This window comes from Bacillus xiamenensis, assembly GCF_001857925.1.
Classification (GTDB): domain Bacteria; phylum Bacillota; class Bacilli; order Bacillales; family Bacillaceae; genus Bacillus; species Bacillus xiamenensis.
The window spans coordinates 2,596,091-2,611,615 of the sequence record NZ_CP017786.1 but is presented as its reverse complement, the minus strand read 5'-3'; the positions used below and the strand labels follow the sequence as shown (position 1 = coordinate 2,611,615).

The 15,525-nt window shown below is 41.4% G+C and carries 21 protein-coding genes; 1 reads left to right on the top strand and 20 read right to left on the bottom strand.

The genetic code is table 11. From position 1 onward, the window contains the following. Nucleotides 1–50 precede the first annotated feature (50 nt). From BK049_RS13215 to BK049_RS13145, 16 genes are read right to left on the bottom strand one after another with little or no spacing between them, the layout of a single operon-like run. Nucleotides 51–242, bottom strand: coding sequence for an XkdX family protein (locus tag BK049_RS13215; RefSeq protein ID WP_071168720.1), 192 nt, complete (start codon nt 240–242; stop codon nt 51–53). Next, nucleotides 232–579, bottom strand: coding sequence for an XkdW family protein (locus tag BK049_RS13210; protein WP_071168719.1), 348 nt, complete (start codon nt 577–579; stop codon nt 232–234). Before BK049_RS13210 ends, BK049_RS13215 begins: the two co-directional genes overlap by 11 nt. Nucleotides 580–590: 11 nt before the next feature. Then, on the bottom strand, nt 591–1,802 hold the full coding sequence (locus BK049_RS13205; RefSeq protein ID WP_071168718.1) for a hypothetical protein: 1,212 nt from the start codon (nt 1,800–1,802) through the stop codon (nt 591–593). A gap of 7 nt (nt 1,803–1,809) precedes the next feature. Then, complete coding sequence (locus BK049_RS13200; RefSeq protein ID WP_008361661.1) at nt 1,810–1,983, bottom strand: phage portal protein; 174 nt, start codon at nt 1,981–1,983, stop codon at nt 1,810–1,812. Then, nucleotides 1,980–2,309, bottom strand: a complete 330-nt coding sequence (locus BK049_RS13195) for an XkdW family protein (protein ID WP_008361659.1) — start codon at nt 2,307–2,309, stop codon at nt 1,980–1,982. The genes BK049_RS13200 and BK049_RS13195 overlap by 4 nt, the downstream gene beginning before the upstream one ends. Nucleotides 2,310–2,319: 10 nt before the next feature. Then, complete coding sequence (locus tag BK049_RS13190) at nt 2,320–3,198, bottom strand: hypothetical protein (RefSeq protein WP_071168717.1); 879 nt, start codon at nt 3,196–3,198, stop codon at nt 2,320–2,322. Between the two features lie 15 nt (nt 3,199–3,213). Then, nucleotides 3,214–3,597 carry a phage tail-collar fiber domain-containing protein gene (locus BK049_RS13185; protein WP_071168716.1) on the bottom strand — a complete coding sequence of 128 codons (384 nt, stop codon included), beginning with the start codon at nt 3,595–3,597 and terminating at the stop codon, nt 3,214–3,216. An 11-nt stretch (nt 3,598–3,608) separates the two neighbouring features. Beyond that, nucleotides 3,609–4,532, bottom strand: coding sequence for a YmfQ family protein (locus BK049_RS13180; protein WP_071168715.1), 924 nt, complete (start codon nt 4,530–4,532; stop codon nt 3,609–3,611). Further along, nucleotides 4,519–5,565 (bottom strand): baseplate J/gp47 family protein, encoded by a 1,047-nt coding sequence (locus BK049_RS13175; protein ID WP_008361647.1) that lies wholly within the window; start codon nt 5,563–5,565, stop codon nt 4,519–4,521. Before BK049_RS13175 ends, BK049_RS13180 begins: the two co-directional genes overlap by 14 nt. Next, nucleotides 5,558–5,980, bottom strand: coding sequence for a DUF2634 domain-containing protein (locus tag BK049_RS13170; RefSeq protein ID WP_071168714.1), 423 nt, complete (start codon nt 5,978–5,980; stop codon nt 5,558–5,560). The genes BK049_RS13175 and BK049_RS13170 overlap by 8 nt, the downstream gene beginning before the upstream one ends. Before the next feature lie 14 nt (nt 5,981–5,994). After that, complete coding sequence (locus tag BK049_RS13165) at nt 5,995–6,261, bottom strand: DUF2577 family protein (protein ID WP_071168713.1); 267 nt, start codon at nt 6,259–6,261, stop codon at nt 5,995–5,997. Continuing rightward, nucleotides 6,258–7,268 carry an XkdQ/YqbQ family protein gene (locus BK049_RS13160; RefSeq protein ID WP_008361639.1) on the bottom strand — a complete coding sequence of 337 codons (1,011 nt, stop codon included), beginning with the start codon at nt 7,266–7,268 and terminating at the stop codon, nt 6,258–6,260. Before BK049_RS13160 ends, BK049_RS13165 begins: the two co-directional genes overlap by 4 nt. An 11-nt stretch (nt 7,269–7,279) precedes the next feature. Beyond that, the gene (locus BK049_RS13155; protein ID WP_008361637.1) at nt 7,280–7,948 is read right to left on the bottom strand and encodes a LysM peptidoglycan-binding domain-containing protein; all 669 of its coding nucleotides are present in this window, start codon (nt 7,946–7,948) and stop codon (nt 7,280–7,282) included. Then, nucleotides 7,941–11,921: a transglycosylase SLT domain-containing protein gene (locus BK049_RS13150; protein ID WP_425304339.1), complete on the bottom strand. Its 3,981-nt coding sequence runs from the start codon at nt 11,919–11,921 to the stop codon at nt 7,941–7,943. Before BK049_RS13150 ends, BK049_RS13155 begins: the two co-directional genes overlap by 8 nt. 1 nt (nt 11,922) lies before the next feature. After that, entirely contained in the window at nt 11,923–12,060 is a 138-nt protein-coding gene (locus BK049_RS19365) for a hypothetical protein (protein ID WP_095410046.1), read from the bottom strand. Between the two features lie 41 nt (nt 12,061–12,101). Beyond that, on the bottom strand, nt 12,102–12,542 hold the full coding sequence (locus tag BK049_RS13145; RefSeq protein ID WP_034740076.1) for a phage tail assembly chaperone: 441 nt from the start codon (nt 12,540–12,542) through the stop codon (nt 12,102–12,104). Nucleotides 12,543–12,691: 149 nt separating this feature from the next. Between BK049_RS13145 and BK049_RS19360 the strand changes: the two genes are divergently transcribed. Then, a complete protein-coding gene (locus tag BK049_RS19360) occupies nt 12,692–12,781 on the top strand; it encodes a putative holin-like toxin (protein WP_072368332.1) in 90 nt (29 codons plus the stop codon). Between the two features lie 290 nt (nt 12,782–13,071). Here the strand turns inward: BK049_RS19360 and BK049_RS13140 are convergent, their stop codons facing one another. The 4 genes from BK049_RS13140 to BK049_RS13125 are packed head-to-tail and all read right to left on the bottom strand — an operon-like array spanning nt 13,072 to nt 15,521. Then, on the bottom strand, nt 13,072–13,515 hold the full coding sequence (locus BK049_RS13140; protein WP_008361420.1) for a phage tail tube protein: 444 nt from the start codon (nt 13,513–13,515) through the stop codon (nt 13,072–13,074). Nucleotide 13,516: 1 nt separating this feature from the next. Then, nucleotides 13,517–14,863, bottom strand: coding sequence for a phage tail sheath family protein (locus tag BK049_RS13135; protein ID WP_071168711.1), 1,347 nt, complete (start codon nt 14,861–14,863; stop codon nt 13,517–13,519). Between the two features lie 3 nt (nt 14,864–14,866). Further along, nucleotides 14,867–15,079 (bottom strand): YqzN/YkzM domain-containing protein, encoded by a 213-nt coding sequence (locus BK049_RS13130; RefSeq protein WP_008361424.1) that lies wholly within the window; start codon nt 15,077–15,079, stop codon nt 14,867–14,869. Further along, on the bottom strand, nt 15,066–15,521 hold the full coding sequence (locus BK049_RS13125; protein ID WP_071168710.1) for a phage tail terminator family protein: 456 nt from the start codon (nt 15,519–15,521) through the stop codon (nt 15,066–15,068). Before BK049_RS13125 ends, BK049_RS13130 begins: the two co-directional genes overlap by 14 nt. Nucleotides 15,522–15,525: the final 4 nt, after the last annotated feature.

Below are 15,525 nucleotides of genomic sequence, written 5' to 3'. Positions count from 1 at the left end.
CTTTTCAAGTATCCTCATCTCCTTAAAGAAGGTAAAATAAAAAAGCCTTTCTACTCAGCTTCTAACGTTGCTTTATATACTTTCCCAGTTATTTCTTTATATTGTTCTTGAGAAACATATTCTTTTTGAATACCATCTTCTAAATCTTCAATTGAACAGTCCTTAAACGCCATTGCTTGTTTAACCAATGCAGTTGTCGCCCATTTATAAAAAAGAGCTAACACCCAAAAATTAAGATTCATTAGTAACCCCTCCTTTTAATTTAAGGATTTCTATTCTCATTTCGACAAGTTGCTGTCCTAACGTTGCATTAACTCTATCTGATTGTTGACGTGCAATTTTTTCTAACGCTAATTGCTCGCCAAGCAGCAGCAGTTGCCTTTCAACGTTTGATAATGGCTTATCATTGTTCTTGGCTAGGTATTCATTCCATGCGACTTCTAACACTTCATCGGATGGTACAGGATCTTCTAATGACCACTTGTCTATGAACTGACCTTCTCCGTCATCCCGAACTAAGTAATCCTTACCCAGTTCTGCATTTGGATATAGATATTTGATCGCTAGTGCTTTATTCAATATTTTCCCTCCTATCTTAACTGAGACATGGTAACGTAAGCTGTGTTTATTGATACTGTTTTGTTGGTCCCTCTTGGTGTTATATAGAAAGTTACTTTATCTCCAGCTTTTAATTTTTGTAATAAATAAAGCACGCACGTACTTGATGATGTTGCCGGATTCCAGTTTCCAAACCTTTGATACTCTGATCCATTGACATAACAGGCTAAAATATTATCTGACCCAACTGTAATGTTAGTGCTAGTTATATAAAGCCTGATCAAATAAAGGCCGCTGTTTTTTAGCGTGATTTCAGCCCGAGAGCGGTTATACTCTGATAAATCGTCCGCTCGTGTCTTCCCAAAAACAAGCTTTGTCGCAACATTTTCAGCAGCGGAAACCAATGAATTATCTTGATCATACGTATCAACAAAAGAAGTATTTTCCATATCCTCTTTTGTTAACACACGTTTCCAACCTTGCCATCCCAAATTTAAGTCAAGATAGTTTGTATACATGTAATTGTTATAATCGATTGCCATGATCCATCCAAATGTACCTTTACCATTGCTATCTTGAGAAGTAAAATGATACATACCACGACATGATCTAGTTGTTGGAGTGTTCAAAGCTTTTCCTGTAACATAAAATGTTCCATGCCTCGAACCTAAAGAAACTATCTTTTCCAGTAAATCTTCACCGTCAGAAATAGATATAATGACTCCTCCATTGTCTGCTGTGATCTTAGATAATTGCCCTTCATTCCATTTATTTTTATCTGTGTTTGTCGGGAGCTTTGTCCAGTTAATAGCGGTATGACCATCATTATAGTAAAAACTATAAGCATTACCGGCTATATCTACGGCAAAACCAGTGCCAATATTATCTTGGCCTACAGTCTGAATACCTCTCAGTGAAATATTAGATGGGGTTGGAGAATCCTCGACGCCAGCAGCTGCAAAAAATGTACATGTTCCTTTATTTTTTATCGCATCAAAAATTCTCGCATCAGCTGGCACATTAATTAACTGACTTCCATTATCTGCTGTAATTTTATAGCTCTGCGACTCATTCCATTTCTTCTTTTCTGCTTCAGTTGTATGTGATTTCGTATCATGTGTATGGTTTGTGAGTTGTCCTAATAGTCCAGTATCATTTTCAAGAAGTACTTTGACCATGTCATTAAATAAATCAGCATGCGCTTTATCGTTTACTTCAAAAGGTTTTGGTTCTTTTATTTCCATTTAGCTTTCACTCCTTCGCTTTGAAGCTTGGATCGATCTCTTGTAGCTGCTCTACCGTGAGCACCCTTTGCTGACAGCCTACATTTAGTTCTTCAATTGAACAGTCACCTAGCTCGATTGCTTGCTTGACCATTTCAGGAGTCACCCATTTAAAATATAAAGCCATTACCCAATAATTCATGTTTCACTCTCTCCTTTATATAAAAGGATCTCTCTTTTTAACGCCTTTAGTTCGTTTGTTAGATGATCACATTGATGTTCAAGTTGTTTTCTCATCAGCTTTTCTTTCGCTACTTCCTGCGCTAGAAATTCAAGCGGCAGAGGTGGTTGATATCGAGGATTGATTTGAGATGCCTCCCACCATTCCTTCAATTCTTCTGCCGTTGGCTTTGGCACATCTAGATGCCATTCGTTTATATACGAACCGTCGCCGTCATTTCTAAGCTCAAAATCCTTTTGCGGATCCGCATCGGGGTATTTATACTTAATGGCTTCATATAAAATCATCAGAATCCTCCTACACTCTCGGGAAATTTCGTCCGCCTAATTCCGTAATATCGAAATAGTTGTACCAGCCTGAATTATCAGATATATAACGATCGGAATTTCCCGCATATCCTATATACATGTAAATTTCAATGTAATCTCCTTTATTCGCTGGCACATTCGCAGCCCCATATAAACCTATATCAAGTTTTGCCGTTTCAGAGGGTGTGGCAGGGAGATGTCTATAATGAGATATATTTTTATAATTTTTACCATTTAAAAAAATAGACAGCTCAAAATTTGCATACATTTGAACCGTCTCAATATAGACTCCAGCGTTTACTAGATACATACCGTTTTCCGGACAAATAAAACGACTATTTTTTATATCAAAATGATTGTGACTATCTTTTATTTTTCGATTAAAAAGGATTTTTTGTCGCTCTGCATTATTAAGCAGCTGCTTACCAGTTGTGCCAATATTCGTATGAAGAAAACCAGAGAGTTTATGCCAGTCTGTCCACCCCGATCCCGTCCACCAATGCCTGCACCAAATTCCAGTACTATCAAAATAATTACCAGCTTCGTTTCCAGTACCATAATAGTATTGTACAAATCGAAAATTACTGATCTTCTCATTCTTCACAAAGCCATATCTCGTCGGATATCCCTTATCATTGGCTTGGCCAATATCCATAAACGTAATGCCAATTGGATATTCCTCACCGCTGACTGATGCATCTTGAATGGCTTGGTCGCCTGTTAAAATAAACAAGCTTTCATTCGTGATTCCTGCTATTTGATGACTGAGCGCATTGTCATTCTCCACAAGTGTGTTGACCATTCGGTTAAATAAGTTCGCATGGGCTTTGTCAGAGGTTTCAAACGGTAAAGGTGATTTTATGTCCACTTCTTTTCCCCTCCATTAATAAATATCATCAATCTCAAATACGAATTCGATGTCGCCGTCTTTTTGTTTGTCTGTCATGGTGCGGACGGCGGTGAATTTGCCGGCTTCGTCGACAAGGGCTAGTTCATTGATGACTTCTCCTGTGAGTTCTCCTTCGGCGATCGTGCAGGTGTAGCGGATTTTTGCTGGTTCCATGAAGGTAAATGAATCGATATCTTTTTGAACTAATTCTTTTTTGAGTGCTTGTTCAGTACCGTCAAGAGAGAGAGGTTTTCCATCCTTTGTTCCTCCATTTCCGAACGCCATTTTGACGACTTTTGTGAGTTTTGTTCCTTCTGCTCTTGCCTTTGCCATTTGTTGACGTGCATAAAGTGTTGTTACGGTTAATTGATCAGCCATTGTGATCCTCCTTATAGCTCTATTTTTGTAGAAGTTGCTGCCAGCATTTTTGATCCGTCAAGCGGAACGGATCCATCTAGAATCCAGTAATGATCCTTAATCAGTAAGCTGCCGCCCTGTTCATTTTGAACATGCACTGGCAGGCGGAACGTCATCCTCTTTTTCGTGTGGTGCGGGAGCTGGTTCTTTGCGTGCAAAGTCAGTGCCGCGGCCTGCTTCGTTTCATGCACTGCTCCGGTCATGACATAATGCATGCGGTATGTTGTTTCCTTCTCTTGTTGAAGCGGCATCCTCATCTTCAACGAATGCCTAAAACGAGCAGGGACATCCGTTGTACCTCGTGTCCCGCTCAGGTAGAACGTACCATTTAATACAAATTCACCATTGAGTAAAATCGGGATATGATCAAAAAAACCCACCCTGCTTCGCAGTGTGAGCCGCTGATGATGATCGTTTTTTTCATGAACATCGGTATGATGATTAGCGGTGAACGTATACGCCAAATGTGCAGGCTTTAACGTTTCGAGTATTTCGACAATATATCTTGTGTTTTGCAGGTCATCCAGATTTACATGTAACGCAAAATGATAGCGATTGGCTGTGAGGCGGATGATCGCACTTGGATTTTTAAGAAATCGATTCACCGATTTCTCTAAAGAAAGATACGTGATTGGCGGAATGTTTGACATCATATTGAGTAAGCGTGCCCTGCGCAGCTCAATCGAATCATCTGATTCTCGCTGCACCTTGAGCATTCTTTCCCACCTATTCAATCCCCACGTCGCTGTTAATGGAAAGAACTGATCCGTTACATCAAAAATGGATTCGTCCAATTGCTCAAACTCTGGCGCCTCTGTCCTTAGTAAATGGTCCACATCATAAATTTCCGTGAAATATGGCGGCAAGTAGTTTTTCATTTCATCATGTTTGCTCAATAACCTTCACCTGCCTAAGACGCGGTATTTCAATGTCCTGTAATACTAAGTTTTTCGATTCACCATTCAGTAAGACGTTTGCATAATCTGACACACTTTCTGAATGATACAAAATATCATTTAAGGCGGACATGCGGATCGTACTTTTTTCAAATGCGATTGATTTTAACAACGCTTTGATCTTTTCTTCTATTTCTTTTTGCGCCCCTTCAAGTGTCCAGTCCATTTGAAGTTCGACGGCCATTTCTATGTCAATATCCAGCCATTTGGCGCTTTCAACGGTTGCTTTTGCACCAATAGGAGATTGTCCTTCCCCTTCTCCTGGCACAGGGTCGATATACTCCTGTACCCTTTTGACAAGTAGATCAGAGGCTACATCTAGATTGCCGTCAGTGATGACAATTTTGACCGTTCCCTCTCCATTCCAAAGCGGGAACACTTTCGCTCTGCCGACACCAACCACTTCCTCAGCCCACTTTTTGTAATGGGCTCTGTTGGCACTGACAGCCTCTCTCCTTGCACGTATTAAATATCGATCATATAATGAAGCGTCATCTTCCTCCTCTTGCCCCGGTATCACGAGTTCTTTCATGATCATCGATTCAAGGCCTGGGATTGTATCAAGTGATAGCAGCGGTTGACCTGTTAATTGCCCATTGCCGGCTGTACCAGTTGTCTCGCATTCCAATGTGCCATCCTTCGAATATTGAAAATAAACATCTTCAATAAAAAACCTTGAGCCTATAGGGATGTTTACATTCTCCGGTTGAATGGCTGCGGACCAGACCGCTGTGGTGGCCGGCTTTCGTTCAATTCCTACTTCAGCCGCTCGTCGATCTAAAAATTCGCCCTGCGCTGTATCAGCAAACACAAGATCAAATACTTGATCAAGCCAAATATACGACTGAGCCAGTTCAGCGGCAGCAGGTGCCAGGGCATTCCAAATGATGCTGTTTTCTCTTTTATCTATGTCATCTGGCAGCCTGTCCAGCATTCTTTCCATCAATGCTTCATACGTTTGCTCCTCAAACATCGGCCTCCATCACCTCCTCTATTTCTAATGTGCCCTCATCTGTGACGACGGCTAGTCTGACTTGAAACGTGTCATTTTGCTTCGTGACCTCTATTTCTTCAATATGATCAATCCGCTCGTCAACGATTAGTGCTTCTTCTAGCAATCTTGGAATCTCCATTTCTTTGTATTCGTCCGTTGCTTCTGTGTCTGTCAATAGTTCCTGAATTTCAGTGCCAATGTCGTGGCTGTAGATAGGATGTGCATACCGCTCTGTTCGCAATGTCATATAAATGAATTGCCTGATCGCCTCAATCCCCGAAATGGCTTCATTTGTCAGCCTGCCATTTTCAACATCTATGCGATACGTCATCGAGGTTTCTACCTCGTCGTCTTCTTCTGTTTCCTCGATTTCTTCCTCTGGTGAAAGTGCCACGTTCATCACCTCCCTTACAATTTGTCGATGATGTAGAAAGACTGTCCTCCCGCCATTGCGAGCACCATAATACTGTCTCCCGCTTTTAATTCATCATCCTCCCCCTTATTTAAGCGCTTTGGCCAAATAAGCAGTTCTTCTGGAATGATCAACTTACTATTTTCATTTAATCTGATATTGAAAGGCGAAACCGCCGTGACTTCTCCAATGACCAGATCAATTGGAGAGGCTGCGTCTACTGCATTGACAGCGAGTCGTTTAATCGCTTCACTTAATCTCACGCTTGATCACCCTTTGGCATAACATTTTTCTCAACAACGTCAATGGTCATGGTGTGTTTCACTCCATTGAATTCATGCTTGTCTTGATCAATCCAGTAGGTTTTTTTTACGTTGATTTCTGGGATTTTCAAATAGATTGGCAGACCGCTTTGCAGTTCAGGAATTCCGAGTGCTTGTATGCTTTTCACTTCTTGTTTGACGCCTTTTTTCTCTGCCAGACGAACTTTGGCTCTTTGCTGGAGCTGCGGCTGATTCATTTGCCCAGTCACTGTCTCAACATGCTGTAAAATGCCATACTTACTTTGACCCGCTTTATCCTGTTCGATCACCACAATATCTGATTTGCTTCCTTTTTTCTTATTCTTCCCCTGTTCATCTACAGACGTACGCATCTTCACACGTGTTGCTGTCTCTTCAATAGAGGTGCTGTACTGATAATCAATAAGATTGACGCCTGATTCAATGACCCAGATGTCCTCTGGATCAGGCCAAGCTCGCAGTCCCATCTTGCCTTTAGCAGAATAAATTTGATAATTTCTACCGGTTTGCCGCTTCGTTTCCTTGAGTGCTTTCAGAATGATGTCATACAAACTCGTGTCATTTTTAAAAACAAGAGACTTCATGACATGTCCTGTATTGGCGATGGAGGTCATAGGGATTTGAAAGTCAGTTCCAATTCGCTTCAAAATTTGATCTGCTCTTTGATTTGAAAACACATATACATCTTGGTTTTTCACTAAATATTGGAGCATATCGTATGCGGTAAAGGTCAGTTTCCCATCAACAGGCGTCCTAGAAAAAACGATGCCTCTGAACAGCTCTTTTCCTTTCCATTTAAAAAGAACCGTGTCTCCTTCTGAGACACGGTAATATGTTTGACTGCCTTGCTTTGTGATAATATTCGCCTGAATAGAGCGAGGAGCTTGATACCTTTGCCCCTGAAGTGTCACACTTTCTGTAACAAGCTCATACATAGTGCCGCTTCTAATGGCAAAAAGCTCAATCAATGTCAGCCCCCCTATTGTGGTATTTTTAGTTTTTGTCCAGGAAAAATCCAATGTCCCGGCTGCTTAATATTGCGTTTACTTCGTTTAATCATCGCTGCTTTATTGGCATTCCAAATACGCCGCCATTTTGTACTATCGCCATAAAACCGGCCTGAAATGGCCCACAAAGTATCGCCTTTTTTGACGGTGTACAATTTTGGTGGTGATGCTGAGGGTCTTTTCTTTTTGGTTTGTTTCGCTTTTTTCTTTTGTTTGATTTTCCTAGGCGATGCTGTTTTATATTCCTTTAGCTCAATCGTAAATTCACGATCACCAATATCATATGACCCTTCCTTGTGGGTAAAGCTTTCAATGCTGCACGTCATATTGATTTTAGTCCCTGTAACAATCAATCGCACGGACTTCTTCGACCGCATCATTCGTTCAATTTTCGCTATTGCATTCTCTGGTGATGGAATGCTTTTATATTCAGCAATCGGCGAATATTTCTTAGGAAATAATGAGGTGAATGATACTTGTTTAGCCGATGGCACATCAATAAAGGTCAGTTCTCCGAAAGAGGCGACCTTCACTGTTTCATTTTGTACATGATTTGTGATTTCGAGTTCGGATGGAAGGACAGGGAATCGCAGCTTGTCCTTTCCTTGGGAAATCCACAATTGATACACTGATTTACCCATCGATCACGACTCCCTTCGTTCCTGTATGAAGCTCTACTTCCAGTTCGTCTACGAGCATTTGTCTTATTTTTTCGACAAGAGACTGTTGATCTTGTCCATTGTGGAAATGCTGATCTCCATTGAACTGGATGGTGATTTGTTTCGTTCCCGATGATGTAGAACCGCCAGCTGATGATTGAGCTGAGGTCACTTGCTGCATCTGGGATTCTGGTAAAGGAGCAGATGCATTTGATGGATCATAGACTTGCATCCCAAGTGCCTTGGCTGCCTGCGTCAATAAATATCTTCCGCGAATGCCTCTTTCTTCTGGAATAATCCATTCACGTTTGTTTCCTTCACCGACTCTAGCTACCTGCTCCTGAGTAATCAGTCCGCCATTTGCGTAGCCTTTATAAGGACCGCCTCTTCTTATACTCCGTAATCCCGGTGTATTGAAGACTGTGCCATATCTGCCCTTAATGTAGTTAATGGCTGCTACGGCATTATGAATTGGGTTCCAAATATCATTCATGCCCTTGCCTTTATTGGAGTTAAACGTCGGATCAATGGTCTGCATCAATCCTTTAGACGGCGTTCCTCTCTTGGCGTTTGAATCCCATAGGTTGATCGCTTTCGGGTTTCCACGTGACTCATTCTGCGCAATCGTCATCAAACCAGGTAGCCAGCTCATAGATGTGCCGGTTGCCATTAATGCAGCCATGAGCCATTGTTGAACAGTCATGTTAGATGCACCCATGCCACTAAATGCAGCGATTAAGGAACCGGCTTGATTCTCTGCAAATTTCTTCACGTCAACCGAATCAAGACCTTTGACGACACCAATCGATGCAAATTTCCCAAGACTCATCATGACACGTGAAGGGGAATGAATGTCTAATTCCTCTCTAAATGCCTGCTCTACTTTCTTCGCCATTTCTTTAGCTGCCTGAGTGACTTCACTTGCTTTCGAACGCATCCCGCTATTGAAGGCATCCATCATTCCTGAACCCCAGCCTGGTGATTCTTGTTTTGTTTGCAGGAATGGTTGTTTGATGTGCTGATCTACGTATTGGCTTGTGCTAGATGATGTGGCATTTTGACCTGTTGCAAAACCACTAACCGTTCCAGAACCCCAACTCGGTGACGCTGTCATCACTTGTTGGTATGGTGCTTTTACACGACTTTGCAAAAAGCTGTCTGTTCCTGTTGGTGTCATCTGCTGGCCCGTCGCAAAGGCAGAAACCACTTGTTGGCCGTACTTTCCTGAATCTGATGTCAAGTGATCAAATGGCTGCTGAATATTTTTTTGTTTCCATTGATCCAGCGAAACCACCTTTTGATTTAGTCCTTGTTCAAAATCATGATTAAATTGCTCACCTATGCTTGCAGCTTGAATGTTTCCATCCAATGAAACCGATCCACCAATTGAACCGACAGAAGCATTTGGAGCTGCTTGAGCTGGAGAGCTGGAAACTGGGTTTGCTGCACCGCCGCTGCTTGGCACAACAGACATTCCAAGGTGAGAAGCAGCCTGTGCAAGCAGCATTTTCCCCCGTCCACGGTTATTTTGAGTTGGAATGACAAATTCGTTACCAGCTTCACCAACCCATGATAGGGTAGGCTGAGTGATATAGCCGCCTGTGGCTCTTTTATCAGGATCTCCAAATAAATGCTTTATTACAAAATTAATACCATCGCCAGCCTTGTCAAAAATCTCTTTGACCCAGCCAAATGCCTTAGAAAAACCATCACTTATGGCACCTGCCACTTTTAGGATCGGTGTCTGAATATTATCTTCAAACCATTTGGATAATCCATCCCATATATCTGTCACTACTTTATACGCTTCTTCAAACTTCTTTCCAATGCTATCTTTAATGGTTCCGACGGTTTCTACAAGCGGGGTCCAGACGTTGTTCATAAACCAAGAGGATACTGCTCCAAAAATCGATTGAATGGTTTTCCATGCATTTGATAATGCTGTCCAAATTCCTGTAGCTACTGTAACAACTGTGCTGCTTAGCGGGGTCCAGACGTTTTCGATAAACCACCCTGCTACTGTACTGAATGTTTCTTGAATCCATGTCCATGCATTGACTAGACTTGACCAAATCGTGGTTGCTACTGTAATGACTGTACCGCTTAGCGGGGTCCAGACGTTTTCGATAAACCACCCTGCTACTGTACTGAATGTTTCTTGAATCCATGTCCATGCATTGACTAGACTTGACCAAATCGTGGTTGCTACTGTAATGACTGTACCGCTTAGCGGGGTCCAGACGTTTTCAGTGAACCAACTAGCGACTGTTGACCAAACTTCAACAATTTGATCTTTGATTTCGATGGCTTTTTGGCCAATCTTGTCAAATCCGCCGCCATCAAACCATTTTCCAATCGTTTCACCGATAGATTCTCCGCCCATACTTCCAGCGATACCGCCTACTAGACCACCGATGGCTGTACCTACTCCTGGAACTACACTTCCAATCGCAGCACCTGCTGCAGCACCTGCCATCCCGCCGGCGATTCCGCCTCCAGTCGTACCGATTTTTTCACCAGCATTCTTTTTGTTTATGCCAATTAGATTTGTTGCACTAAGTACACTTCCTAGAATAGGTACTTTCTTTAATAATTTACCGCTCCCTTTACCGATATTTTTCACCGCATTCCCTAATCCACTTAACCCCTTGCTGCCTTTTACCAAACCCGTAAGTCCACCAACTGAAGCTGCGATACCCGCACCTTTCTTTAGTCCACTAGGGATTTTCCCAAATAATTTACCTGCATTTGTTTTCAGTTTTCCTAATTTACTTGGAGGTCTTCTATTCATTTCGGTTCTTGTTGTGGCATTTGGATTTCTAGGCTGTCTTCGTGATTGACCATTTCGATTTTTCGTTTTAGTAGAGCCTCCCCTGGTTAAACCTCTTGCACAACAGGGACAACAACTATTGCGAAACAAACCTTTTCCACCTTGCGGCTGAGGTTTCGTATTGGGAGCTGGATTAGTTGGTGTTGGTGAAGTTGTTGGTGCTGTTGTTGGTGCCGGAGTGGTACTGTTGTTTTCACTTGATTGATCACTTGCACCTAAGAAACGATCTAGTACGTTATTCACCAATTGATCTAGTTTTTTTTCAGGATTCAATTTAATCTTCTCTTTTATTCTTCCGATCACATCTTGCTTGTACTCTTCCATTTTATTTTCAACCCAAGGAAGTGCCTTTTCATCCCAAAACTTTCTAGGACTTAATTTTTCTTTCACTTTTTCTGCAACGTCACCTGCATATTTTTGAATTTCATTTAATCCTTTATTGGCAACGTTCTGGAGCCAACTCTGTTTAGTGTCATCCGTTTTAACCGACGGACTACCAGCCTCAGGCTCTTTTTTTAAGTTCTGTTCTTTCACAATCGACTCTGCCTGATCTCGTTTTTTCAACTTATTCTTTGCATTGTCTTGAACAGATACTCTGATTTCGTGTTTAGCCATCGTCAAGCTTTTGAGTGTCTTTTTGATTCGTTGAATCGCAGCGGTGGCTTGATCAATCATGTTTACTCTCATATAGTACGTTCTGTTCATGAGCTGGAGAATAGATTTTTTGATCATTGACATTTTACCTGACAACTGATCGTTTAATTTAAACGTCAGCAGAATGGGACTTGTTCCCACTTGTTTCAAACGATTTATGCTGGATTTAATGACATCTAATCCTTTTGCTTGAATGGATATGACCATATGATTTGGGATCATATTTAACTGATCGTTTAATACTTTTAGATCACGATAGATTCCCTGATCGAGTCTCATGGAAATCACTGAAATTTTCCGAAGTGATAAACTGAAGTTTCTTAGCTTCTTTTCATCTATTTCCAGGTTTATTTTCACCGGTTTTCTAAATGGTTTAAGCTGCTTCTCAAACGTTTGAAATCGTTTTTGAATGCGCAGTAGCTTCTTTGATACTTTGTCTTCTAATTCAAATCGTGCAGTGAGTTTCGCCAGTTTATTTCCCTCCTTTCTTTGCTTCTTTTTCTAGCATGTCGAGTTTGTAGCTGATGAGTCCGAAAAGGAATGCTTTGAATGGTCTTGGTGCTTCGTATAAATCAAGCAGTTCTGATGGGGAATAGTGAAGCTCGTGCATGGCGTAATATAGAAACACGGCTTCTTTATCCCCATCTTTTATTAGTTTTTTGCTGCGTCTTCTAAATCTTCAATTTCGTCTTCGAATCCGTTAATTTCAATGGCTTTGTTTAACCAGTTTGCGTATTCACCGCCGACAGATAAAACACGTTTTGCGACTTCAACTGGATCTTGTGTGCTGTAGGCTTCTCTTAATTCCTTTGAGCGGAAATCTGGATAAATAGTCGATTCAATCGCAATTCGTGCATAGAAGCGCTGGCTGTCTAAGTCTTTCACGCGGCCTCTGCCTTTGATATTTTTGAACGTTGTGTTTTCTTTTTCTAGTTCATCAATACGCTCAGTGGTAATCGCTTTGAAAACAAAAGGGATGACATTTCCTTTTTTATCAACAAAACGCTTGGAAATCGGTACTTTGACTTCTTCTGCTTCTACTGTTTGTCCTGGCATAAAAAATGAAAGATCAAATGTTTGTTTTTCGCTCATGTTTAAAAACTCCCTTTGTTATGTTTTTGAATACAAAAAAGCACATCCATTTTTGAATGTGCTTTCCAATCTTTTCATGTATAATTGAGAACGTACAATTGAACGGCTTGCTCAAGGGCGTCTGGCTCATCCCCGATAGGAAGGGGGTGATGCTCATGTCAACATTCCAAGCACTGATGTTAATGCTTGCTTTCGGGTCATTTATCATTGCCCTGTTGACATATATAGACAAAAAATAGACTCCCCTTGAGCTGTGGAAGGTTGAAGGGAAAGTCTACCTAAAGAACCTATTCGATAAGCCAGCCCCTTGAGGGCCAAATTGTACATTGCCGGGATGTTGACGCATCCTGGCTTCTTTTTATTTTATGCAAAGTGCTTTGCATGTAAACATATTTCTAAGAAACTCTTGAGGGTTACACAGTAACTCTTTTATAGCTACTCTGTCACTACGAAAAATTATACCATATCGTTGAATAAAATAAAAACAACATCTATTTTTCGTCATTCGTCATGTCTTTTCTATTGTAATTTAGAAAGAATTCTTCAGTTTTTCAGGCAGATCAAAGTCTTCAAATGTAAATGGAACTTCTTCTTCAAGTGCCTCTGAATCGACATCCAATCCAGCAATTTTAGCTGAATCAAAGTTGACATCAAATAACGTCACACGCTCAGCGCCTCGGCCTGATGACTTATCATCAAGCACCGCTTGAAGAGTGAAATAAGGGTCTTCCCCTTTTTTCACATAGTTGAGCATTAATTGAACAAAACGTGAAGTGACTTTATAGAATGTTGCCGTTCCTGTTCCGTTTGCCCCTGTTGTTTTATGACCAGTCATTCGGCGTCCCATGACGTTGACTTCGGATTTGTTTTTCTCCACGTTTGCTTCGAAGGTTTTGATAAATGCAAGCTCCTCACCTTCTAAGAAAAGACGACCCTCTTTACCTGAAATTGTATTTTGCGCTTTAAAAGCCATCTTACTTCACCTCCACATTGAAATAGAATTTTTCTGCTGCGTCTACTGGTTGAATCGCTAAATCAATAATAAATCCATCACGATCCTCATTGAGACCAATGACGATATCTGTTTCTGAGTTAAAGCCTGTAATGCCGCTTCCGTCTTGAAGTTGCGTGAGATACTGCGTAATCAGTGTTTTCACAAGCTGCATACCGTCATCTGATGCTGGAATGTCATTTCCATTGGCTTTGCGTAATTTGATCATATTTTTCAATTCAAATGTTAAATCATTGTTGATTGCATCAAGCACACGAATGATTTTGTTTTTCGCCATTTGCTGGTTCTTTTCAGCCGTGAAGCTTGTCAAGGAGTTAATATCTTTTTCAACACTCACTGTACGGTCTCTCGCATCAAAGGTGAAAAGAAACTCCCCTTGTGATAATCGGTATTCTACTTGATCATTGTCAAGGCGCTCTAGTGTGTCTACTGCTCCCTCGTATTCAACAAAGGTAAGTGACTGATTAAAATTCGCTCCTGCACTTGCACCTGCGACCCAAGCTGTTGTTTGAGCAGGCGTCAGTTCTGTTCCATCTTCTAGAACAACACCACTTGTGACATTGATGATTCCTTCTTGGTCCGCTGCATAATTGGCGACAACCCCTTGCACCTTACGTCCTTGCTTATCGCGTAACCGTTCGATAAACGAGGCAAAGGTTGCTTTTAATTGCTCACTATTATTGACTGGAAGGGCAATGACATCAAAGTATTCTGTTTCTGCTGCTTCTAGGAAAGTTGTATAATCTGCGACACTTGCCACGCCATTTTTCCCGCCGCTTAGAGCCGTGCCAGCTGTAATGACCGCTTCACCTTCACCAGAAAATTGAACATATTTGTTTTTCACAAGCTCTTTGACATCTGTGACAACCTGCTTATCGACAATATCTGTTCCAAGATAGGTGATGACGTCACGTTTTGTGCTGTCGAGTACATTTTCTGCCACTTGAATGGTGATCTCATTTCCTTTTTGACCGCCATAATTTGCTGTGACCACAAAGCTTTCTGCGATTTCAGCTTTGGCTGGCTCTCCTTCGTTTAAACGGTAAAGTAAGACCGTTTGCGCTTTTTTCTTCGCTTCGCGGAAAAGAAGAAGTGACTTATCATCAATGTTGAGTCCGACCTTTTTATTTAAGTCTTCCATATTGGAAACGGAAATAAAGGTTTTTGGTTCTCCCCAGCTCATCACAAGAGGAAGTGCCACCGTGCCTCGATCGCCTAAAGTAATTCGCTGCTCTGCTGTTGTTTTAAAATTAAAGTAAATGCCAGGACGCTTTTTCTCTGTACCTGGTGTAAAAGTGCCTCCGTTCATCCTTTAAACCTCCTTGGACAAAAAAGCATCAATGTGCTTCTTTGCTTCTGTTTTTGTAATTGGTTGATGTTTGATATAAAAAAGAGCACCTTCAAGGATTTCTGGTTTTACCCCAAAAAGATCCTTACTGTGCTCTTTTAAGGCTTCAAATGAAAAGCCAAATTCTTTTTCTTCGCCAGCTGCTTGATCGAGCTGTGCTTTTTTAGTCTTGCTCACGTTTGATCACCCCATCTGAAAAGTTGATATCCTCTAGGCTTGGCTGTTTGTCTCGATAGTACCAATAGCTGCTATCCCACGTCAGGACAATCGCTGCTACACCTTGATCTATGATTCTTGTTTCCACTCTTTTGATGCGGACATAATCATCAAGCACTTTGCCATCTTCACTGATCATCTGAATCATTTGACGATCAGCAAGTAATGCATCAACGACAGTTTCTGCCGCATCATGTGCTCTCTCAGTATCGATATGAAACACTTTCACTTGCAGCGAATAAGATTTCATAAAGGTAGACACCGTATCCAGGCCGCTGATGACTGTCACTGGCGGCACATAAACAGATGGCACTTGAAAGCGCTCTGGCAGAAGACGATCATACATTTTCACAGGAAAGTGTGTGTATATATAATGCATGATTGCCCCGACTTCTTGATTCATTCCA